The 23,278-nt window shown below is 34.7% G+C and carries 22 protein-coding genes; 15 read left to right on the top strand and 7 right to left on the bottom strand.

The window, feature by feature from the left end:
• The first annotated feature begins 55 nt into the window (after window positions 1–55).
• The 6 genes from GJE18_RS12015 to GJE18_RS11990 all read left to right on the top strand — a co-directional run bounded on the left by GJE18_RS12015 (window position 56) and on the right by GJE18_RS11990 (window position 5,724).
• Complete coding sequence (locus GJE18_RS12015) at window positions 56–376, top strand: ArsR/SmtB family transcription factor (protein WP_060552146.1); 321 nt, start codon at window positions 56–58, stop codon at window positions 374–376.
• Window positions 373–1,662, top strand: a complete 1,290-nt coding sequence (gene arsB / locus GJE18_RS12010; RefSeq protein ID WP_107368487.1) for an arsenite efflux transporter membrane subunit ArsB — start codon at window positions 373–375, stop codon at window positions 1,660–1,662. Before GJE18_RS12015 ends, arsB begins: the two co-directional genes overlap by 4 nt.
• Window positions 1,663–1,679: 17 nt before the next feature.
• A complete protein-coding gene (gene arsC / locus GJE18_RS12005) occupies window positions 1,680–2,078 on the top strand; it encodes an arsenate reductase (thioredoxin) (protein WP_107368486.1) in 399 nt (132 codons plus the stop codon).
• A gap of 396 nt (window positions 2,079–2,474) precedes the next feature.
• Window positions 2,475–2,954, top strand: a complete 480-nt coding sequence (rlmH, locus tag GJE18_RS12000) for a 23S rRNA (pseudouridine(1915)-N(3))-methyltransferase RlmH (protein WP_107368485.1) — start codon at window positions 2,475–2,477, stop codon at window positions 2,952–2,954.
• A gap of 48 nt (window positions 2,955–3,002) precedes the next feature.
• A complete protein-coding gene (locus tag GJE18_RS11995; RefSeq protein ID WP_168429111.1) occupies window positions 3,003–4,337 on the top strand; it encodes a phospholipase D-like domain-containing protein in 1,335 nt (444 codons plus the stop codon).
• A gap of 172 nt (window positions 4,338–4,509) precedes the next feature.
• Window positions 4,510–5,724: a DNA cytosine methyltransferase gene (locus GJE18_RS11990; RefSeq protein WP_107368484.1), complete on the top strand. Its 1,215-nt coding sequence runs from the start codon at window positions 4,510–4,512 to the stop codon at window positions 5,722–5,724.
• 495 nt (window positions 5,725–6,219) lie between these two features.
• On the opposite strand, the gene GJE18_RS11985 is transcribed toward GJE18_RS11990, so the two are convergent.
• Complete coding sequence (locus tag GJE18_RS11985) at window positions 6,220–6,462, bottom strand: hypothetical protein (RefSeq protein WP_107376528.1); 243 nt, start codon at window positions 6,460–6,462, stop codon at window positions 6,220–6,222.
• Between the two features lie 294 nt (window positions 6,463–6,756).
• Window positions 6,757–7,344, bottom strand: a complete 588-nt coding sequence (locus GJE18_RS11980) for a hypothetical protein (protein ID WP_107376527.1) — start codon at window positions 7,342–7,344, stop codon at window positions 6,757–6,759.
• A gap of 290 nt (window positions 7,345–7,634) precedes the next feature.
• Between GJE18_RS11980 and GJE18_RS11975 the strand changes: the two genes are divergently transcribed.
• The 5 genes from GJE18_RS11975 (at window position 7,635) to isaB (ending at window position 10,728) form a co-directional block, all read left to right on the top strand.
• The gene (locus tag GJE18_RS11975; RefSeq protein ID WP_107376526.1) at window positions 7,635–8,261 is read left to right on the top strand and encodes an ATP-binding cassette domain-containing protein; all 627 of its coding nucleotides are present in this window, start codon (window positions 7,635–7,637) and stop codon (window positions 8,259–8,261) included.
• Window positions 8,262–8,280: 19 nt separating this feature from the next.
• Complete coding sequence (locus tag GJE18_RS11970) at window positions 8,281–9,000, top strand: peptide ABC transporter permease (RefSeq protein ID WP_107368479.1); 720 nt, start codon at window positions 8,281–8,283, stop codon at window positions 8,998–9,000.
• A 190-nt stretch (window positions 9,001–9,190) separates the two neighbouring features.
• Window positions 9,191–9,526 carry a DNA/RNA helicase domain-containing protein gene (locus GJE18_RS11965; RefSeq protein WP_338062711.1) on the top strand — a complete coding sequence of 112 codons (336 nt, stop codon included), beginning with the start codon at window positions 9,191–9,193 and terminating at the stop codon, window positions 9,524–9,526.
• Window positions 9,519–9,857, top strand: coding sequence for a nucleotide pyrophosphohydrolase (locus tag GJE18_RS11960; RefSeq protein ID WP_107368478.1), 339 nt, complete (start codon window positions 9,519–9,521; stop codon window positions 9,855–9,857). Before GJE18_RS11965 ends, GJE18_RS11960 begins: the two co-directional genes overlap by 8 nt.
• Before the next feature lie 373 nt (window positions 9,858–10,230).
• Window positions 10,231–10,728, top strand: coding sequence for an immunodominant staphylococcal antigen IsaB family protein (gene isaB / locus GJE18_RS11955; protein WP_107368477.1), 498 nt, complete (start codon window positions 10,231–10,233; stop codon window positions 10,726–10,728).
• A 385-nt stretch (window positions 10,729–11,113) separates the two neighbouring features.
• Here the strand turns inward: isaB and GJE18_RS11950 are convergent, their stop codons facing one another.
• From GJE18_RS11950 to GJE18_RS12390, 5 genes are all read right to left on the bottom strand, one after another.
• Window positions 11,114–12,559 (bottom strand): C3-binding domain-containing protein, encoded by a 1,446-nt coding sequence (locus tag GJE18_RS11950; protein ID WP_107368476.1) that lies wholly within the window; start codon window positions 12,557–12,559, stop codon window positions 11,114–11,116.
• A gap of 516 nt (window positions 12,560–13,075) precedes the next feature.
• Window positions 13,076–13,657, bottom strand: coding sequence for a K(+)-transporting ATPase subunit C (gene kdpC / locus GJE18_RS11945; RefSeq protein ID WP_165886170.1), 582 nt, complete (start codon window positions 13,655–13,657; stop codon window positions 13,076–13,078).
• A 14-nt stretch (window positions 13,658–13,671) separates the two neighbouring features.
• Entirely contained in the window at window positions 13,672–15,666 is a 1,995-nt protein-coding gene (kdpB, locus tag GJE18_RS11940) for a potassium-transporting ATPase subunit KdpB (RefSeq protein WP_060552131.1), read from the bottom strand.
• The gene (gene kdpA / locus GJE18_RS11935) at window positions 15,663–17,333 is read right to left on the bottom strand and encodes a potassium-transporting ATPase subunit KdpA (RefSeq protein WP_107368474.1); all 1,671 of its coding nucleotides are present in this window, start codon (window positions 17,331–17,333) and stop codon (window positions 15,663–15,665) included. Before kdpA ends, kdpB begins: the two co-directional genes overlap by 4 nt.
• 17 nt (window positions 17,334–17,350) lie before the next feature.
• Window positions 17,351–17,425 carry a potassium-transporting ATPase subunit F gene (locus tag GJE18_RS12390; protein WP_370682792.1) on the bottom strand — a complete coding sequence of 25 codons (75 nt, stop codon included), beginning with the start codon at window positions 17,423–17,425 and terminating at the stop codon, window positions 17,351–17,353.
• A 276-nt stretch (window positions 17,426–17,701) separates the two neighbouring features.
• On the opposite strand from GJE18_RS12390, the gene GJE18_RS11925 reads away from it, so the two are divergent.
• The 4 genes from GJE18_RS11925 (at window position 17,702) to sbnB (ending at window position 23,271) form a co-directional block, all read left to right on the top strand.
• Entirely contained in the window at window positions 17,702–20,212 is a 2,511-nt protein-coding gene (locus GJE18_RS11925) for a sensor histidine kinase (RefSeq protein WP_107368473.1), read from the top strand.
• Window positions 20,209–20,910: a response regulator transcription factor gene (locus tag GJE18_RS11920; RefSeq protein WP_107368472.1), complete on the top strand. Its 702-nt coding sequence runs from the start codon at window positions 20,209–20,211 to the stop codon at window positions 20,908–20,910. Before GJE18_RS11925 ends, GJE18_RS11920 begins: the two co-directional genes overlap by 4 nt.
• A gap of 251 nt (window positions 20,911–21,161) precedes the next feature.
• Window positions 21,162–22,148, top strand: a complete 987-nt coding sequence (gene sbnA, locus GJE18_RS11915; protein WP_165886169.1) for a 2,3-diaminopropionate biosynthesis protein SbnA — start codon at window positions 21,162–21,164, stop codon at window positions 22,146–22,148.
• Window positions 22,149–22,260: 112 nt separating this feature from the next.
• Window positions 22,261–23,271, top strand: coding sequence for an N-[(2S)-2-amino-2-carboxyethyl]-L-glutamate dehydrogenase SbnB (sbnB, locus tag GJE18_RS11910; protein ID WP_107368470.1), 1,011 nt, complete (start codon window positions 22,261–22,263; stop codon window positions 23,269–23,271).
• Window positions 23,272–23,278: the final 7 nt, after the last annotated feature.

The following is a 23,278-nucleotide window of genomic DNA, read 5'->3' as shown; positions in this document are numbered from 1 at the left end:
TATTGATATATATCTATATAGATGTTAATCTATGTTTTGTTAGGAGTGGATGACAATGACTTATCAAAAGTTAGCGCAACAACTCAAAATGATCTCTGATGTGAACCGATTAGAAATCATCAACATGTTATCATGCGGTGAATTATGTGCATGTGACTTACTCGAACACTTTCAGATTTCACAACCCACACTGAGCCATCATATGAAAATCCTTGTTGAAGGTAATATGGTCAATATGCGTAAAGAAGGTAATAAACGCATGTATCAACTGAATCAACACGTTTTTGATGAACTCAAAGAGACGTTAGAACACCTTACGACGTCAACGTCAACGTGTGCATGTCGTTCTATAAAAAGGGGTGACTGTGAAGGATGATGATACTTGCGATAACTATATTTTTGTTGACACTTGTTTTTGTGATTTGGCAACCCAAAGGTTTAGATATTGGTATTACGGCGTGTGTCGGCGCTGTCGTCGCAATACTGACGGGTGTCGTCGATTTAAGTGATGTCGGCGAAGTGACGGGAATTGTTTGGAATGCGACCCTCACCTTCATTGCGATTATTCTGATATCATTAATCCTTGATGAAATAGGGTTTTTTGAATGGGCCGCCCTTAATATGGTCCAAGCTTCAAAAGGTAATGGCTTTAGAATGTTTCTATATATTATGACACTTGGTGCAATCGTCGCTGCATTCTTTGCAAATGACGGTGCTGCCTTAATTTTAACGCCAATCGTGCTCGCAATGGTGCGCCACTTAGGGTTTAAAGCGCGGGCAGTCTTCCCTTTCATTATAGCAAGTGGTTTTATTGCGGATACAACGTCTTTGCCCCTTGTCGTGAGTAACCTTGTTAATATCGTTTCAGCAGATTATTTCGATATCGGCTTTGTTGAATATTTAAGTCGGATGTGGATTCCGAATGTGTTTTCATTTGGTGCAAGCATTGTTGTATTATGGCTTTATTTTAAAAGAGCGATACCCAAATCATTTGATATTAATCATTTAAAAAAACCAACACATGCTATTAAAGATTGGCAACTCTTTTATCTGTCATGGTGGATATTAGGCTTTTTATTTATAGGTTATCTCGTAAGCGAATTGGTGAAAGTGCCTGTTTCATTCATCGCATGTACGATTGCTGCCATTTTTATTGTGGTCGCACGGCGCTCTCCAGCAGTTCATACAAGTGCTGTTGTTAAAGGGGCACCGTGGAACATCGTATTTTTCTCTATCGGTATGTATCTTGTCGTCTTTGGATTAAAAAATGTCGGCATTACGACATTACTCGGAAACACGTTATCCATGATTGCAGCGCATGGATTGTTTGCGAGTGTCATGGGGATGGGCTTGATATCTGCAATTTTATCTGCGGTCATGAACAATATGCCGACCGTCATGATTGATGCCCTTGCGATACATCAAGCAGGTGTCACGGGCAGTCTAAAAGAAGGGATGATTTATGCGAATGTAATTGGGGCAGATTTAGGACCCAAAATCACGCCTATCGGTTCACTTGCAACGTTATTATGGCTTCATGTGTTAGCACAAAAAGGCGTCAAAATTTCTTGGGGAATGTATTTCAAAATAGGTATTATCATCACATTCCCTGTACTAGTCATTACATTACTCGGACTCTATCTGACAATGATATTAGTTTAAAAACTAGGGGGAGCAATATGGAAAAACGAACGATTTATTTTATATGTACGGGGAATTCATGCCGTAGCCAGATGGCAGAAGGATGGGGAAAAGCCATACTTGGTAAGGACTGGAATGTCTATTCAGGGGGTATAGAAACGCATGGCGTCAATCCTAATGCCATTGAAGCGATGCAAGAAGTTGGTATAGATATCTCAAATCAAACATCAGACTTAATCAATCCTGATATTGTGAATAAAGCAGATTTAGTCGTCACATTGTGTAGCCATGCCGATGCGCATTGTCCGATCATGCCGCCACACGTTCATAAACAACATTGGGGATTCGAGGACCCGGCAGGACAACCATGGTCAGAATTTCAACGCGTGAGAGATGAAATCAAAAGCGCTATCGAACACTTTAAACATAGGCAATAATAATCAAAACGTTACGCGATTGATGCGTAACGTTTTTTTATAGATTTACAAAACATTGGCAACCATTTATGAATCACTTATGATATAAATAACTGAAAATTTTGAGGGATATACGCAATACGTTTTCAAATATTTACATGCATAAATGTGCAAAATGAGTTAAAAGTTATCCCCAAACATGTGCACAAAACGAAAGAATTATAAACAATCCACATGTTAATAACGTTATTACCAACAAAGTTATACACATATTCACAAACTTATGCACAATTATATCGAAATAATCCACATTTTATCTTAAATAATTTATACAAATTCGGTATAATGAGGATAAATATGTGAGTAACTGAATAACCTGTGGATAACTTGCTACTTATAAACAAAATGGAGGAAATTATGAAAATAACCATCATCGCAGTTGGAAAATTAAAAGAGAAATATTGGAAACAGGCCATTTCAGAATATGAAAAACGCTTAAGTGCTTATACAAAAGTCGAAATCATCGAAGTGCCAGATGAAAAAGCACCAGAAAATATGAGTGACAAAGAGATTGAGCAAGTAAAAGAAAAAGAAGGCCAACGCATCCTAACCAAAGTCAAACCACAATCCACAGTCATTACGTTAGAAATCCAAGGAAAGATGTTAAGTTCCGAAGCGCTCGCAAAAGAACTAGATCAACGTATGACACAAGGTGCAAGCGACTTTACTTTCATTATTGGAGGATCGAATGGCTTACATCAAGACGTCATGAATCGTAGCAACTTTGCTTTGTCCTTCAGTAAAATGACATTTCCACATCAAATGATGCGTGTTGTGTTGTTAGAGCAGGTGTATCGGGCATTTAAGATAAATAGAGGAGAAGCGTATCATAAGTGATTGGCATAAATACCTGAATTTAGTTGTAGTTTTAATGATTAAAATGTAATGTATGAAAATTTAGAGTGGGTGAGTATAGTGAGTATTTGGGAGAGATATTCAAAAGAGGGACAAGAACAATATCTTCAATTCTTAAAAGTATATGGTGCATTGTCAAACTTATTTAGACAAAAAAAGGGAGATATGATACCGTACTTAGATTCAAAGTTCCAAGAAACGGTCTATGCAAAATCTTTTAATTCAAAAAATGTGGATATAGGTAATACTCCACATGATATTTTATCAGAATTTGGTAATGAAAGAATAGGAATAGGATTAAAAACATGGATGAACTCTTCACCATCATATCAAAAAGTAATGCAGTTAAAACGTTATCAAAATGAAATTAAACCGTATATTGAAAAAGGAAATCTCGAAGACTTAGCATATAAAATATCGACTTTAAAAAATGAAAGAATGCTTTCTGATTATGAGAGATTGGGATTATCTAAAGACAAAAATATTTATCATTATATAACCAGGGATAAAGGTAAATTCATTTTACAAGAATGTGCTTATCCACTTATTGATATTAATAAAATTCAAAATCCTTGTATCTCAAAAACGTCTTTTAGTTGGAATGATGGTTCAAAATACTATAGGTATACATTTGGAGATTCCCAAATATGGCAAAGGTTTGCAACTGATCATAGTGATACTCATATTATAGAACAATGTGAAATTGATATAATTGATGATCCTTTTGAGTTTTTAATAAAGGCCTATTTAAATTTGATTGGTGAATTTAAACAAGAAGAAAAAGATATATACGAAGTTTATCTGCCTCTTTATTCTTACAAAACTGGAGAAGTTGAAACTAAATCTGGATTGAATGCATGGAATGCGGCTTCTAAAAATAAAGGCAGCGGGCAATTAAGACCACTTAATGAAATATACATACCTATACCTAGGATATTTCATAAAAAGTATTCTGATTTTTTTATTGAAGATATTTTTGAGGCAGAAAATAAATTAAAAGAATCATCTAAAGAAGATAGAGCAAAACATCAAGTTAGATTTCACTTGCATTTACCAAATGGAAGTGTAATCCCTGCTCTAGTAGGTCAACAGAATATGAAAAGTTTACAATCTGGCAGTTTGACCGAAAGAAGAGAAGACGGTACATTATATGGTCAGTCAGATTTGGGTCAATGGTTACTTGTAGATGTTTTAGGACTTTCTGATAGAGAGGTAGTTACAAGAGAATGGTTAATTAAAAAAGAGACTGATTCTGTAAGGCTTTGGAGAAATAAAAATGACTTTAAAAATATATATATTGATTTTGCGCCAGTAGGTGCCTTTGATAAATTTATTAGCGGTAAAGGCGTAGCAGATGATGAATAAAGAGTGAAGCTAAGTAAATAAAATTAACAAAAAATCACATTAAATATTTATCCATATATTTTTAAAATAAAATCACATAGCATATATGAATAAGGATATGGGAACGTATGTACGAAACTTCATGTATGTGCTACAATATTCTCTATGAAAATATGAAGGAAGGTAGAGCTACATGACTAATTCTGTAAGTTCTTCTAGAAAAGTAAGAAAGCGCACAATTGCTGCCTTTTTTAGTGGTGTAGGAGGAATTGAGCTAGGTTTTCAACAGACTGGCAAGTTCAGAGTGGTGTACGCTAATGAATTCGATAAGAATGCATGTATAACCTATAAATTAAATAATCCTGATACACCATTAGATGAAAGAGACATTCATGATGTTCATGAATTTGAAATTCCAATAACAGACGTTATCGTCGGAGGTTTTCCCTGCCAAGCATTTAGTATTGCAGGTTATAGAAAAGGATTTGAAGACGAACGTGGCGATTTATTCTTTGAACTTTTGCGATTTATTAAAACTAATAGACCTAAAGTAATATTTATAGAAAATGTTAAAAATATGGTTACTCATGATCATGGAAACACATTCAAAATCATTAGGGAAGCCCTTACGATGAATGGTTACTTAATTAAGTGGGCAGTATTAAATAGTAAAGATTACGGTAATATTCCCCAAAACCGAGAGAGAATATATATTGTGGGATTCACTAATAAGGAAGCTTTTGATAATTTTCAATTTCCAGACCCAGTCGAACTAACTACAACTGTTAGTGATATCATTGATTTTTCATCAAAAAAAGAGGATAGATATTATTATAAAGAAGGAAGACAACCTTTTTATAGTAAATTATCAAAAGAAGTTAATAAAAAGTATGCAATTTATCAGTGGAGAAGACAGTATGTTAGGGAAAATAAAACAGGAGTTATACCAACATTAACAGCCAATATGGGAACGGGTGGTCATAATGTTCCAATAATTTTATCTGATAGTGGTATAAGAAAATTAACGCCTAGAGAAACGTTTAATGCACAAGGGTATCCTATTAATTTTAAACTACCTGAAGGTATGTCTAATGGTCAGTTATACAAGCAAGCTGGTAATAGCGTTGTAATACCTGTTATTAAAAGAATAGCAACTAATATTGATAATGCTTTATCTAGAGTGACTAATAACAAAGAAATAACGAATGATTTGAATGGTGAATTTCATGTGATGTACACAAAAATGAAAGGGAGATTCAAAGGAGAGAGTTATTTAGTTCAAGTATTGAAAAGTGAAAAAGAACTTGAAAAATTTTCGGAAGATAACAAGATTAACTATTTGTCTAAAGAAAGTTATACTAAGGAAATTCATAAGAATAAAAAATTGGAATTTTATTCTTATGAATAAAATTCTTGATGCTATGTAAGATACAATATTGAAAAATTATTCAATTTTTATTTTAAAAGTATGGAGTACTAATAAATGGTAAAAACGCATCATTAACTGATACGCTTCTGCAAATTAGTTAATGATGCGTTTTTTTAATGCATAAGATTACATATAAAAAACAATCACCCTAATAATAGGTGACTTAAATATGAGACTTGCGAGCAGATTAGATAGTAAATAAAAAGTTACAGTTTAACTTAGGAAGAGCTAGCTGATAAATTTAAATAATTGGTAATCAAACATATAAAAATGCAAAGTATGTAAATATCAAATAAAGAAATTAACTATACAAGGCCTATATCGGTTAAATTAACTGAAATGCGATTTAAGAAGTTTCATTAGTATTACAATTAGTAGGAGGTAGTTTAAGAGAGTTTTCACAATTCTACTAAAATTAATTCAAACTTTGAAATAGTATATTTATCCAAGATCAGTCTATTTACAAAAGCTTTGCTATATTAAAAACCATCTTTTAAATGATTTTCTGAAATTTTCCCAATTTTTTATATCTAGATAATATTTATTGTCAATTTCTCTTATAACGTCTTGTTTTACTAAATTATTAAAAGTACGAGTATGTCGTATATTTAAGCTATTTAAATCTTTAGCAGATTTTGAAGAAATTGCATTATGTTCTTTCAAAGTTTTTACTACTTTATTCTGTTTTAAAGTTATACTTTCTGCTCCAAACGCCATAGTCATCACCTCTTTTCATTTATTATAACACGAATTTTTTGACAATTATGATATTTATTGTTGAAACACTTTAATAATTACTAAGAAAAATAGTTAAGCGTACCTTATGAGAATACTACTTTGAAGGAACTAAAAAGTAATAAGGCATTCATTGATAAGTCCCAATTAGCATATAGATTGTTTACGAAATACAAAATCATTAGTTATAGAAGAATTATAAACCTCATGAATAATCAATAAACTCAGACAAACCGTTAATGATTGAATTACATTAATATGTAGTATAACCGTTTTCTAATTTAAAGAAAATTGCTCTAAAATAACTGTTAATTTTCTTCTTTTATTAATATCAGGCGTTCTTACGAAAGTTAAATTGTGGTTTCTAATTTTTTTAAGTGTTTCTATATCAATATTTGTATTATGAAAAGCCCAATTAAACATGTCGTCTGTCATATTTTTATGAGAAAGTGTTTTTAAATACAATTCTTCTTTTGGAGGATTATATTTATTCGTATTGGTATAAATAGTATCTTTATTGTAATTGATGTAAACAGAATTGTTATTGATGATAATATCTTCTAATTTAATGTAAAAATCATCTAAGGTCCTGTTTACAGTTATAGAAGATAGTAAGTCTAGAGATATGTTATGTAAGTATTTAGAGTCAAATTTATCATTAATTATATTCAATGTAGTTAGATAGTAATCGGAGTTATTATGAATAATAAGCTGGAAGTTGTAATTGTTTGGATCCCAAGCATCGAAATAAATATAAATTTGAGTATTTTTAAAAACACCCTTATATTTGACTGCAGTAGTTTGCTTAGGATTATTCAAGCTATTATAATCATCTAATAACTTTTTTAAAGTACGTTCATTCATTATTACACTCCTTTTTAATAATATGTTATTAGATATTATATAATATATTAAGGTTTTTGAATATTAAAATACAAAGCTTATAAATACCACCCATGTGAAGGGGTGGTTTTTATTTATTTAGATTATATAGGTCTCTAATCGTATGTATCATATATAAATTGTATTTTATTAACAATAAATAGGTCATATTCAACTTATTCGCTATATGATTTGTTATAATTTAATAGTAAATTACATTTCGGAATAAATGATGCCTTAGGGTGAATGATATAAAACAAGGAAGTGAAATTGTGAAAATTAGTGATTATAACCTCATAGTTAAATCAAGAGTGTTACTGAAAGATGTAAATGTGGAATTTTTTAAAGGATCTATAAACCATATTGTTGGTAAAAATGGTGTAGGTAAATCAATGTTTGCTAAGGACTTGATTTTGAATAAAAATTTACATCCTAATTTATCGAAAAGTATTACACTTATTTCAAGTGCTTCTAATGTGCCGTATGATATTACAAAAAATGATTTAATAAATATTCTTACAAACACATTTAGCCAAAATGAGAAAATGGTTGAATTGATGGATATGTTACATATTCATAGTATTCCCAATAATACTTTAATAAAAAGCTTGAGTGACGGCCAAAAACAGAAATTAAAAATCTTAAGTTTTCTATTAGAAAACAAGCCTATTGTTATTTTAGATGAGATTACTAATGCGCTTGATAAAAGAACTGTAAATGAGATTCATACTTTTTTAAATGAATACATATCTATTAATCCTGAAAAAATTATTATCAATATCACGCACAATCTAGCGGATTTAAAAGCATTAGAAGGTCATTACTTTATGCTCGACAATCAAAAGATTCTTAATTATAAAGATCAAAATGAGCTAATTCGTAATTATATTGATAACTAAGATATAGGAGGAAATCAGAATGTTGGAATTTAGAAAGAGTATAACGAATAAAATTTTTATTGTTTTAGCTGTAATATTCACTTTTGTTTATCTTTTAGGATATTTCCTTCCTATTGGCATAGATAAGGTTGAGAAATTGAGTTATGGTCAGTATTTTATTAGTGCATATACGGTTGCTACAGAATTTGGATTTTTACTATTTTCATTTATAATCGCATTCTTTATTAATAAAGAGTATTCAGCCAAACAAATCCTTTTTTACAAGTTGATAGGTGAAAATATTTATAGCTTTTTCTACAAAAAAATACTGGTTCTGTTTATAGAATCATTAGTATGTATAATTATTGGTATCACTGTCATTTCATTAATATTTAATGATTTTACTCATTACTTTTTATTGATTGGTTTGTTTATGCTAATCATGCTTCAGTATCTTCTAATAATAGGGACAATAAGTATTATGTTTTCAAACTTACTTATTAGTATTGCTATTAGTATAGTTTTTTGGATAACTTCAATTATTATGGTGGCAATTAATAAGTCTTACTTTGGTATTTTGGCGCCATTTGAAGCGAGCAATAAAATGTATAACCATGTAGTAAATACATTAAATAGTAATGAAGTGTTTATCACTTCTACAGATATCGTTAATTTAATTGCTTTCTTCATAATTTTACTAATCATTAACGTGTTGATATTAACATTTTGTAAAAGAAGATGGATTAGACTCGGTTTGTAAATTAGAGGTCTGAATTGAACGTTTAAGAATCTAATTGGATTTATAGCTAATTTTGATGCTTCAATATTAATTAAAAAGGGCAGCTATGTATATGGTTGTCCTTTATTAATTTCAATTAATTGTTTTCAAAGTGAAAACCAAATACTTCAAATTGTGCTAGTAATAGAATTTGTTGATTTCAATAGGTGTCATGTGTATCCATCCATGTCCTAATGTACCCAATACGATTGAATCAACTTATACTATTCAAGGGTTAGATTTAAACTATGCCGGTGTGGTGATTGGTCCTTCCGTTAAGTATAGAGATGGACAAATTATTTTTGATGAAAAAAGTAGCGCTAACAAAAAAGCGACTCGAAAGAGAACTTTAGAAGATGGATCGAAACAATACTTTTCAAATATGCTTTTAAAAAATGAATTGAATGTTTTATTAACACGTGGTGTAAATGGATTATATATCTATGCAGTTGATGACCAATTAAGAGAAGCATTAAAAAACGCATCTAAAGGTGATAAATATGAATGAAACAAGAAAAATAATGAATGAAATCAATCAGTTTAGAGATGATCGTAACTGGCGTCAATATCATAATGAGAAAGATTTATCTTTATCGATTAGTATAGAAGCAGCTGAATTACTCGAATTATTTCAATGGAAATCTTCAAGAGAAGTTTTAGATACAAAACAAGATAGAATAGCTGAAGAATTAGCTGATATATTAATTTATAGTTATATGCTAGCAGATAATTTGAATTTTGATATTAACGAAATTATACGCAAGAAATTATTAGAGAATGCTAATAAATATCCTATAGACAAAAGTAAGGATAGCAATAGTAAGTATACGGAATTATAAAAGAATAAATTAGATAAACAGCATCAAAACAAGGGCTCTAATGAATCCTTGTTTTGATGCTGTTTCGGGTGAAACAACTTTCCAAATGTATGAATAGGGTGGATTTTCTTGTAGGTTTTTTCACTATCTTGTTAATAACAAAATTTCATTATTAATATTTTTAGGTATATTATCATCTATTTCGCGAGTTTTGCATTAAGCATGTTCTTTCACTCCAATAACTTTCTGGATAGTACAAATGTGATTCTAAATACTTGTTGGTACGTGTTTATACTAGAATTAATAAATACTCTGTAATCTTATTGTAATAATTGCAATAATATTGTAATATATGATTGTGAATAAAAAATTATATGTAATGGAGTGGTATTAAATGAATAAAATGGGTAAATTAGTTCTTTCAGTAAGTATTTTATTAACTGGTGTGACATTTAATGTAGTGAATCCGGAAGCGCCTGTGACACACGCAGCAACAACACCTTATTATACGTATAATGGGTATGCTGGATATAATGCGAAATTTGTTACTGAGAAAAATTTTATTAATGCGCTAAGATACAATAACATTACAATGAATAAAGTGAGAGTAGATGCTAAAATCCAAACATTTAAAAGTGGGAGTCCATTAGCATTTAAAAAGAAATACGATCAAGAAATTGAATATATTAATAAGAAGCCAGTCTCTGTTACTTTCATGGTTCAGAATAAAAGTTTAAAAGTGGCTGATGTAAAAAAAGCATACGCGGGATATAAAATGACAGAAGATAAGTTACACGGAGCAATCATGTACAATGTGAACGGACAACAAATTAGCTTTGCATATAATGGAAAATATGTTGAGAAAGTAATGATTGGCCGCTATCACGCGTAAAATATAGATATTAGAGTTGGCCTGGGATATAGAATCTTAACTATTAAAAAACACCACAAAATTTATTTACAATTTTGTGGTGTTTTGCGCGCTAATTCTGTTTAAATTTAGCACTTATTATGCTATTTTACTTAGGTTGAGTGCCATGAAAATATTATATTTTCACATTCGACTTTAGATGGAGTACGTACGGACAATCTATTGAAGTCTCAATTAGCTTTCAGATTACCAAAAATATCATTTTGTTTATGGATAATTTTTTACACATTAGGGCTTTATTTCGAAATAAAATATAAAGAGAATCGATTAAGTAAAAATGATTTTACCTGATCGATTCTCTTTTTTGGCTAGGAATTATGTCCTAGCTTTTTTGATTTTCAATTATTTATTTCCAAAGTGATGAGAATAAATTTGTGAAAGAGTTAGTTAATGAACTAACAGTGTTAGCTGTTTTAATTGTCGCTTTTACGAATGTTGGATTTTGATAGAACGCATATAAAACTTTACCTGTGTTAATGCCTTCAGTGACGTAGTTTCTGACTTTAGCGTATGAGTTGTAGAGAGCTCCATTTTTTTCTTCAATTTTAATTGGAGTAATATGCGATTTCCATCCATCACCTAAAGTTGCTAATACGATTGGATCAATTAGACGTTTATATTTAAAGTATTTGTCAGCATAAAATTTAGCATTGTCATATTTTGTTTTATAACTGTTGTACGTATCTGTTACGTATTTATAACCGTTATTGAATGTTTCACTGATGTAGTTTTTAAATGCTTGATAGTAACCAGGTGATTTTGGTGCTGTTTCTGTTTTCGCTGGTGCTTCTACTTTTGGTGCTTCTGTGTTTTGATTAGATGATAATGTTTCTGTCGCTACTGTTGTTTTTGAAGTCGCATGTTTTTGAATGATTAAGTCTAATTGTTTTTGTAAACGATCTTGCATGTAGTGTGGTGCTTTGTTCACTTCACGTTGTGCTTGACGACGGTTTTTAATTGAATCTTCTTTTTCTAATGTTGTTAAAGCTTCGTTGATTGTACGTACACGTTCGTCAATACGTGCTTGTGCATCTTCAACACTGTTATTAGTGTCTTCAGTCGTTTTAGTGCTGTTATCACGTACTTTTGCATCGTGTTGTGCAATGATTAAATCGAGTTGTTTTTGTAATTGTTCTTTAACGTCTAATGGCGCTTTATTAACGTTACGTTGTGCGTTGCGTCGGTTATCGATTGAGTCTGTTTTTAATAATTCGGATAGTGATGTGTTTGCGTCTGATGTTAGTTCGTTATGACGTGCGAATGCTTGTTCTCTTGTGAGGTGCCCTGTGTTTTGCGTTGATTCATTTAAGTTTGGAGTGTGTTCTGGAGTTGTAGATTCTAAGTTGTTGTTTGTGTGTGTTTCAGTGTGTAATGTTTGGTACCATACGTCTTGGCTTTTGTCTGGATTCTTTTGGATTTCTGCGAGTGCTTCTGTTTTTTGGTGCTCAGATAAATTTTCATTGTTTAAAACTTCATAAAATGCGTTTTGTTGTCCAGCACGTCGCTCTTGATTGTTACTGTCTTTGATGGATTCTGAGAAAACTTCTTGTGCGCGCTCAGGCTGTGTACGTAATGTTTGAATATAGTGGTTACGTTGTTCTTCTGTGATACCTTCTAAGTGCAATACTTTGTAAAATGCGCGTTGTGCGTCAGTTACGTCGCTCGTTTGTGTGTGTTGTGCAGGTGTTGTTTCTGTTGATTCTGCTGCTTTCGCTTCCCCATTAGCTACCATTGTTGCAAGTGTGATTGTTGCTGCTCCCATTAGCAATCTAGAAATATTTTTGTTTTTCATAACTATCCCTTTCTTTTTTTAAATAGAATAACTTTTATTAACGTAAAAAAGTATAACACGCAACCAATTAGAGTAACATTAAATATTTCTTAAATATAGAAGTTGTAATCAAAGTTTATAAAATATTTGATAATTCGACACTTTTTTGGGGTGCTATGCATTTAAATATAAATTTGTGTAGAGATGTGACGTCAAAAAGTAAGTAATCATTTTGACAATGATGGCAAGAAGGGTACCTTTATTTAAGTGATTCTTAAAAGAGATTATATCTTATGAAAGTTGTGTTTATATGAAAGTGAATTAAACACGAATTATATGATATATATTTTGTTCTATATTGTGGGTGTGAGTTTGACTGTTATTGTATACATTTTTTAGTAGCCATTCATTGTGTAGTCAAGCGAGGTTTAAAAGTGATAGTGTCGATGTTATGTAGAAGAAACATAGAGGCATACGAAAAGTTAAGCCCTCCCTCAGTCTACCTTGACGGATGAGTGTGAGGAAGGGCGTTGATTTTTAAAGATGCATAGCGTGCTTGATGTCTAGGTTCACAGCGAGTACGTTGACGATATCTGATTTGGATTGATGTAGCGTATGATTGTCAATTATAGATTGTATCGTTTTTATGGATAAGCCACTATGTTTGGCGATACGGTGTATTTGCATATTTGCTGCTTGTTTCGTAATTTGGCTATCTAATCCTGAGCCTGATGCAGTTAAGATATTTACCGGGACATCGTTAGGTTGAACCCCGTTGTTTTGACTGAATGTTTTACGGTCTTTAGCGACGCGGTCGAGTAACGTTTGATTTTGATTGCTAAAGTTTGTACCGCCTGTCACTGGTTGGATATGGTCTGGGTTTTCGGTGACCGGATATGAACTGTAATGGTGAGGTGATGGTCGTCCATGTAGGTAGTATGGCGATGTAAAATCTTGACCGATGCGTTCAGAACCGACAATTTCACCATGGTCTTTGATTAAACTCCCGTTGGCTTGATAATGAAAACACGTTTGACCCACTGCGGTTGTAAGTATAGGGTACACAAAACCACATATGACGAACACCAATAGTGTTGTCAAAATCGAACTTTTAAACATAGTATTACCTTCTCTCAAAATAGATTGATAATGATATCTATAAGTTTGATACCGATAAATGGTGTAAGGATGCCACCAAGTCCAAAAATCAACGTATTGTTTAACAGTAAACGACTTTGAGTTGTTGGTCTAAATTTAACCCCTTTTAAGGCGATAGGGATTAATAAAGGAATAATGATGGCATTGAAAATTAATGCCGATAGGATAGCTGAATGACTCGTTTGTAGATGCATAATGTTTAAACTATTTATCGCGGGCATCCACGGTAAAAAGAGTGCTGGGATGATTGCAAAATATTTTGCAATATCATTAGCAATACTAAAAGTCGTTAAGGCGCCACGTGTAATTAATAATTGTTTCCCAATTTCTACAATCTCAATGAGTTTTGTTGGATCAGAATCTAAGTCAATCATATTGCTTGCTTCCTTCGCGGCGATGGTTCCAGAGTTCATCGCCACGCCTACGTTAGCGAGTGCAAGGGCAGGGGCATCGTTGGTACCATCCCCTGTCATTGCGATGACTTTGCCTTGTGCTTGTGCCTCTTTAATAACGCGTGTTTTATCTTCAGGTTTACATTCGGCGATAAAACGGTCTACTCCGGCTTCTTGTGCAATGGACGCAGCTGTGAGTGGGTTGTCCCCGGTACACATTACGGTTTCGATGCCCATTTTACGCAATACGGTAAAGCGTTCAGGTAGCCCTGGTTTAACGATGTCTTTTAAATAAATGACACCATAAATTTGTGTATGATCCATGACGACAAGAGGTGTCCCACCTTGATGTGCCACTTCATCTGTTAACGACAATAAATCTTCAGGTATCGCAATATCCCATTTTTTAGCGCGTTTTATAACGGCATCTACAGCTCCTTTAAGGTGAAGTTGACCGTCTACCTCAATCCCACTTATTCGCGTTTCTGCAGTAAATGGAATGACTGTATAACGACTAGGGGGTGTAATGTGCGTGCCTTGTGATGCGCCAAATGTGACGATAGAACGTCCTTCTGGCGTATCATCATCATAAGAACTGAGTACGGCTTCTTGTGTTAATACATCTTGTGTGACCCCGCTGACAGGGTAAAAGGCATGTGCCATACGGTTACCAAAGGTGATGGTCCCGGTTTTATCAAGAATCATCATATCCACATCACCACATGCTTCGACGGCTTTCCCGCTTTTGGCAATGACGTTGAAGCGGGTAACCCGATCCATCCCGGCAATGCCAATCGCTGAAAGTAATCCCCCAATGGTAGTCGGGATTAGACAAATAAATAGTGCAATTAAAGCTGTCGTCGATAAATCATAATGTAAGTGTCGTGCAATGGGGACTAAAGTAACGATGACGATTAAAAATATGAGCGTCAAACTGGTTAACAAGGTCGACAAAGCAAGTTCATTTGGTGTCTTTTGACGCGAAGCGCCCTCGACTAATGCAATCATTTTATCGAGAAAGGAGTCGCCCGCTGCGGCTGTAACTTTGATTTTCAACTGATCGCTGACAACGACCGTTCCCCCAATGACACTTGAAAAATCGCCGCCTGATTCTTTTGCGACAGGTGCAGATTCTCCTGTGATGGCGGATTCATCGACCATTGCAATGCCTTCAATGATTTCACCATCACAAGGAATGGTTTCGCCTTTTTTTACAAGTACAATATCCCCTTTATTAAGCTTGGTTGCAGGGATAGTATGTTCTTGATGGTCTTTAAGACGTCTGGCAGTCATCTCTTTTTTCTTCATACGGAGGGCGCTGGCTTCTGCCTTACCACGTCCTTCTGCAAGACTTTCTGCAAAGTTGGCGAACAATATCGTTATTAATAAAACGACTGCAATAGTCCAGTGGTAAGGGCCTGCAGGTTTCATAGAAAATAAGGATGGAAAGATGCCACCCAACACCGTTACAAAAAAGGTCACTAAGACGACAAACATAACAGGGTTTTTAATCATTTTTGTTGGATTAAGTTTCACAAACGCTTGTCCAACGGCTGATTTTAAAAGTTCTTGTTTCATAATACTCCTCCTAGAGACGTCAAATACTCACCAATAGGACCTAGTACGAGAGCAGGTAAGAATGTGAGTGCACTTATAGTCAAAATAATGACAACTAAAAGTACATTAAAGACTGCAGTATCTATAGCCATTTCATTGGCTGTGTTTTGTACGGGCTTTCTGACAAGTAACGAGGCTACGAAGAGTTGAAGTATCATCGCAGGATAACGTCCGAAAAACATGGCGCAACCTGTAGTGATGTTCCAAAGTCGAGTGTGATCTTGTAATCCTTCAAATCCTGATCCATTATTTGCACTCGCTGACGTAAATTCATAGAGGACTTGTGAGATACCATGGGCACCCGGATTAGTCATGGCATGCATCATTTGTGGATAAATGAAAGTTAGACATGTTAGCCCCAAGATGATGAATGGATGAATAATAAGGATAATAGAAATGAGTGTCATTTCTTTACTTTCAAGACGTTTTCCGAAAAGTTGTGGTGTACGTCCAATCATGAGTCCTGCAATGAATAACGTTAATAACACGTACGTCATAAAGTTTAAAAAGCCTACACCCGCTCCTCCAAAAATAGCATTAATCATCATGAGCATCAGTGGTACCATTCCGCCGAGTGCCGTTAAAGAATCATGCATATGATTGACAGCACCAGTGGTAAAGCTCGTTGTGACTATAGCGAAAAGGGCACTTTGCGTCATCCCAAAACGCGTTTCTTTCCCTTCAAAATTGGCACCCGGAATGTGAGGGTTTCCCATATACTCTGCAGTAATGTGTACGATAAAACAAAGTGTGAAAATGAGTAATAGTAAGCCAACGAAATAAAACGCTTGATTTTTAGAAGGGAAGTTCTTTTTATATAATACGATGCCAAATAAAATGAACATTGCCCCTGGCAGAATCATCATAGAAATCATGTCTACCATATTTGTCACAACGGTAGGGTTTTCAAAAGGCATCGCACTATTTGCGCTAAAAAAACCGCCCCCATTCGTACCGAGATGTTTAATGCTTTCGAGTGAGGCGACAGGACCTAAAGGTAACGCTTGAATGCGATGGTCGATTGTCGAAATATATAAGTTTTTGTTCAACGTTTGTATGACACCCTCATGCATCAAAAGCAAATTGATGATACATGAAAGCGGAAGTAACACTAATGCAATGACTTTGATGACATCAGAGTTAAAGTGACCTACGCAATCACTAATGCCCGTCATTCGTCTGATAAAGGCAAGTGCCACCGATAAACCCGAAGCTGCGGACAGAAACATCAAAAAAGTAATCACTATCATTTGTGATAAATAACTTAGACTTGTTTCACCAGCGTAATGTTGTAAGTTGGTATTAGTGATAAAGGAAATGACAGTGTGAAATGCCATGTCCGGTGTCATATTATCAATATGATTTGGGTTGAGCCATAAGCCATGTTGTAAACGTAATATGGCGTAACATATTACTGTCGCAATCCCATTGGTGAGTAGTAAACTTTTAAGATATGCTTTACCGGTTTGCGCAGATGTTTTTACTTTTAGAACATGCGTCAACGTATTTTCTAACTTTGCATAGTGCATATAGATATAACTTTTACTGTTGAAAAAAATGTGGTAGAGGTACCACGCTAAGAGAGTGGCGAGCACTATAAATATGCTAATTAAAAGTAACCAATCCATTAACCATTACTCCTTTATTAGTATCTTTCTGGGTAAATAAGCACATGTATCAGGTATATAAAAATACATATAATAATGAAACGTAGCACCATCATTTAGGCTCCTTTTTTGTTAAATATTTTTCTAAAATGTCTAACCCTAAAATAGGTAAGCCGAACATGCCAAGAAACAAAAGGATATAAAGAATATCTTCCATTTTTTTGCCTCCCTTTATAAGATGAGAAAACTATATCACGATTGGTATTAAGAGGACGTTAACATGTCCGTTGATGATATTAATATCGTATTAAGATTTGGGTGAGTGTGTGGTTCTCACTGGTTTTACTCATGTGAAAGGACTACACTGATGAAGAATAGGAGGCATACATATGAAGGGCAAACTGAAAATATATATAGGTTATGCAGCTGGCGTTGGTAAAACGTATCGTATGTTGAAAGATGCACATGATTTGATTGAAAAAGGGGTTGATGTGCGTATCGGTTATATTGAGCCTCATCAACGGCCGGCAACAACCGCTTTAACTGAGTCAATTCCAGTCATTCCACTTAAAACGTTGCACTACAACCATCATACATTTCATGAGCCAGATATCGATGCCATTATTGAAGCACAACCAGATGCGATACTTATAGATGAATTAGCCCATCACAATGCGCCAGGGAGTCGTCATGAAAAACGCTATCAAGATATAGAAGAGTTATTGCAATCGGGTATCAATGTGTATACGACGCTCAATATTCAACATATTGAATCGCTGTATCATACCATTCATCATTTTACGAAAATTGAAATGAGCGAAAGGGTCCCAGATCGATTGGTTAAACAAGCGGATTCTTTTGAATTCGTAGACATTGAACCTATCGATTTACAGACCCGTATGAAAGAAGGGAACATTTATCAGGAACGTCAAGCACAGCGGGCGTTAGAAGGTTTCTTCCAGCTGGATCATTTGATACAACTGAGGGAACTCGCGTTAAGAGAACTCGCCAATTTGGTGGATGCCAAGATGACAGAAGTCGGTCTTGAAAACGAAGAACAAGTCATTGCGGTTGGGATTTCACCTTTTGCCCAAAATATGAAAGTTATTCGACATGCAGCACGATTAGCTCAAGCATTTAAATGCAGTCTAACGGGGATTTATATTGAAAGTAGTACACTTGAACCTGAAGCGATACACCAGCTGAACTTGAATCGACAGTTACTCGAGTCACTTGGTGGTCATTTTATTAGTCTTTATGGGGAAGAGAGTGAACAATTAGGAGAATGGTGTTCTGCCAATCGCGTTGATAAAGTGGTGCTCGGTCGCCCACATAAGTCGCGTATCTTTCAGCGTAAAGACATTATCTCAGAGTTAAATGCGCGCTATCCGCATATCGATGTGTATATCATTCCAAGTGCGGTACAAAAACAAGCGTCAAAACCTTTGTTTCAACCGTGGCTCCAATTTCAAATGGTCGATTTGCTGAAATTGGTTGTCATTATGACTGTATGTACGTTGATTAGTCTAACGATGTTTCAGCATCAGTTAAATGAGTCTAATACAATTACCGTCTATATGCTCGGCGTTATTATGAGTGCTTTATGGATACGCTCGAGACTGAACGTGATATTCTCTTCTATGGCAGCGGTACTGCTGTTTAATTACTTTTTTACTACACCACGATTTACATTTGAAGCCTACCGGGCAGACTACCCTGCGACATTTACAATTATGTTTGTTTGCGGCATCATCATGAGTGCGCTCGTACGAAATGTAAAGCAACAAACAAAAGTGGCAAAAGAAAAAATATATCGTACAGAAGTGTTACTTGAAACGAACAAGTTACTTATACAAAGCGTGGATGAACAAGCGGTCATTAAAACGATGAAACAACAATTTTCAAAATTAACACATGAAGATGTGAGGATTATCCATTCAAATCAAACTGAGGTATTTCCCAAATTGGCAGCTCATTTAAAATGGGTGAAATACCATCAACAAGAAGCGGGCTATTCTACAGATACGTTTCCAGGATTATCGTACTATCTCTTACCAGTGAATGCGCAAGCGTGTACTTATATCATCGTGATTCCAGCGTCAGATCAATTAACGTTTGAAAAAGAAATCATTTTATCGATGGCGATTGATATGACAAATACGCTTGAGAAAATACGTTTGTATAAAGAGAATAAACAGCAAGAAAAAGAAAAGGAACGGGAACAAGCAAGAAGTACATTTTTAAAGTCAATTTCACATGACATTCGTACGCCTTTGACGGCGATGATAGGTAATCTTGATGTGCTTGATAAAGAGATGAGTGAGGGGCAACGTCCGATTTTGAAAAGTATTAAGGAAGACGCGACGTGGCTGAATAATATGGTCAATAACATTTTGACAATCACGAAAATAGATCATGATGATGAAATCAGTAATCAGCAGACCATTGTCTTATCTGAAGTGATATATACGGCCTACCAATTGACAGTGAAACGAGCAGGGACACGAACCTTTCGCATTGAGGAACCTGACGAAATTTTACTCGTTCATATTGATGAGAAAATGATGACGCAAGTTCTTATTAATTTAGTTGAAAATGCGATTAAATATACACCTGAACAATCGGTCATTACGTTGAGTGTGCGTCATAAAGGCTCGAGTGCAGTGATTGAAGTTCAGGATAATGGATACGGGGTCGATGAAGCGATGCAAGAACGCATATTTGATCAGTATTATACGAGTGACAATACATCAGATCGCTCACGTAAAGGTTTGGGTCTAGGTTTATATTTATGCCAAATGATTTTAAAGCGACATCATACGAGCCTGTACATTAAGAAAAATGAACCTACGGGCGCGATTTTTGGCTTTAAACTCCCTATAGAGAAGGTGATTAATTGAAGACGCAATTATTAATTGTAGAAGATGATGCCTCTGTCCAACGCTTATTGAAGCGGTTATTTGAACAAAATAATTATCGGGTACACCTTGCAGGTAACGGTAAAAAAGCACTATTTCAGTTTGAAAACGTACTTCCAGATATCATCATTCTTGATTTAGGTTTACCAGATATGGAAGGGCTATGTGTGATTCAAAAGGTGAAACAAAACTATCAGACCCCAATACTCGTGCTCAGTGCAAGAGAGGATGCTGAGGAAAAAGTAATTTGTCTTGATAATGGGGCGGATGATTACGTAACAAAACCTTTTAATTCGGATGAATTGTTAGCACGCGTCCGTGTACTTCAAAGAAAATACAACGATTGCACACGTCCTTCTAACGTTTATCACAACGGTGGGTTGTGGATAGATTTCGATAGCCATCAAGTGACTGTTGATGGTAATGCAATACATTTAACGCCAATTGAATATAAGTTACTCGTGCTTTTATCGGAACATACAGGCAAAGTGTTAACGTATAAATTTATTTTAAAAGCCGTTTGGGGACATATTTTGGAATCTGATTTACCTTCGTTACGCGTGTTTATGACGACGTTACGTAAAAAAATTGAACATGATCCTAAAAACCCACAATATATTCGGACACATCTTTCAGTTGGCTATCAAATGATGAAACAAGAACATTCATCATCTTCTTGATGGATGTGTAACAAAGTAATTTAAATTCTAAAAATAGCTCGAACATTTTTAGCACTCAATCATCTTTTTAAGACGGTTGAGTGCTTTTTGACGTTATAGGCCCTGTGCACTCCAATAGAATCTTTTAATTTTTTGATTTAATTATTAATTGACATTTACAAAGTATCATTTATATAATAGCAACATTGATAATGATAATCATTATCAATTAAATTGAGAATGCGATATATCCTGAAATAGGGGGCAGTAAAATGAATTCAAATCAGCACAATCATTCTATTTTAGAGTGTATTGGCCAAACACCTATGGTTCAGTTAGCGTCACTTTTTGAGAATCATAAGGTTTTTGCCAAATTAGAATATATGAATCCTGGTGGCAGTATGAAAGATCGCCCTGCCAAGTACATTATCGAACATGGGATCGCATGTGGTGACATCACTAAAGATACGCATTTGATTGAGAGTACATCAGGGAACCTTGGCATAGCGCTTGCGATGGTAGCCAAAATTAAAGGTTTAAAGTTAACGTGTGTGGTTGATCCTAAAATTTCTGAGACGAATTTAAAAATCATAAAAAGTTATGGTGCACATGTGGATATGGTTCATACACCAGATGAAAATGGTGGCTATTTAAAGACGCGGATTGCACGTGTAAAAGAACTGCTCAATGAATCAAAACATGCTTATTGGATCAATCAATATGCGAATGATTTAAACTGGCAAGCCCATTATCACGGCGCAGGTACGGAAATCGTTGAGGCGATTGAAGGTCCGATCGATTATTTTGTGGCACCTGTAAGTACCACAGGCAGTATTATGGGCATGAGTCGCAAAATTAAAGCGCATCATCCAAACGCTAAAATTATTGCGGTAGATGCTAAAGGCTCTGTGATTTTTGGGGATACGCCAAAAAATCGTGAACTGCCCGGCATTGGCGCAAGCCGAATTCCAGAGATTTTAAATAAAAATGAAATAGATGACGTCATACATATAGATGATTATCAATCTACGAAAGGTTGTCATGAATTGGTAGAAAAAGAAGGTATTTTTGCCGGAGGCTCTACTGGTGCAATCGTTGCAGCAATACAACAATTAATCAAAAACGTAGATAAAAATCGAACCATCGTGACGATATTACCAGATCGAGGAGAGCGTTATTTAGATTTGGTGTATTCAGACACATGGGTACAGCGTTTAACGTGCGATACAGATGACGATACGGTGTTACATTCCGTATAAAAGTTGAGGAAAGTGTTCCTGGAGTGTGAAGGGAGACTAACGTCTCTATCAATACCCGCGAACATATAAGTGTTAATAATGTAAAACGATTAAAAAAGAGGAGTATACAAAGATGAAACATGAGATGTTGTATTTAAACCGAACAGATATTGAAAACGTTGGAGGTCATCATTCCAATATTTATGTTGAGGCGTTAACAGAAGCGCTAACAGCACATGCGCAACAAAAGTTTGTGCAACCATTAAAACCTTATTTGCGTGCAAATGGTAAAGACGGACATATAGCAGATAGAATCATTGCGATGCCAAGTTATATTGGGCTTAAGGACCCAATCTCTGGTATTAAATGGATTGGGAGTAAGCACGATAATCCATCGAAACGTCATATGGAACGCGCAAGTGGTGTCATTATTTTAAATGATCCAGAAACAAACTATCCGATCGCGGTAATGGAAGCAAGTCTTATTAGTAGTATGCGTACCGCTGCAGTTTCAGTGATTGCAGCACAACATCTAGCTAAAAAAGGCTTCACTGATTTAACAATCATCGGTTGTGGTTTGATAGGAGACCGTCAACTTCAAAGTATGCTAGAACAGTTCGATCATATCGAAAACGTCTATGTATACGACCAATTCGACAAAGCCAGTGCGACTTTTGTCGATACGTGGCAGGCACGACGACCAGATATTCATTTTATTCGAAGTACATCAGCAAAAGAAGCCATCGAGCATGGCGATGTTGTGATTACGTGTACGGTCACAGATCAACCGTATATCGAATATGACTGGTTAAAAAAAGGTGCGTTCGTTAGCAATATCTCGATTATGGACGTAAAAAAAGAAGTGTTCTTAAAAGCGGATAAAGTGCTTGTCGATGATTGGTCTCAAGCGAATCGTGAGAAAAAAACGATTAACCAACTGGTGTTAGAAGGCCGTTTTTCTGAAGAAGCGCTACATGCTGAGTTAGGTCAATTGTTAACTGGAGAAAAACCAGGTCGTGAAAATGATGATGAAATCATTTTACTCAATCCGATGGGCATGGCAATAGAGGATATTTCAAGTGCCTATTACATTTACAAAAAAGCGCGAGCTGAGGGGATTGGAACGACACTAAGCCTTTATTAAAAATGAA

It is taken from the genome of Staphylococcus agnetis, from assembly GCF_011466855.1.
In the GTDB taxonomy this organism is placed as follows: domain Bacteria; phylum Bacillota; class Bacilli; order Staphylococcales; family Staphylococcaceae; genus Staphylococcus; species Staphylococcus agnetis.
This window is presented reverse-complemented; position numbering and strand designations above follow the sequence as displayed.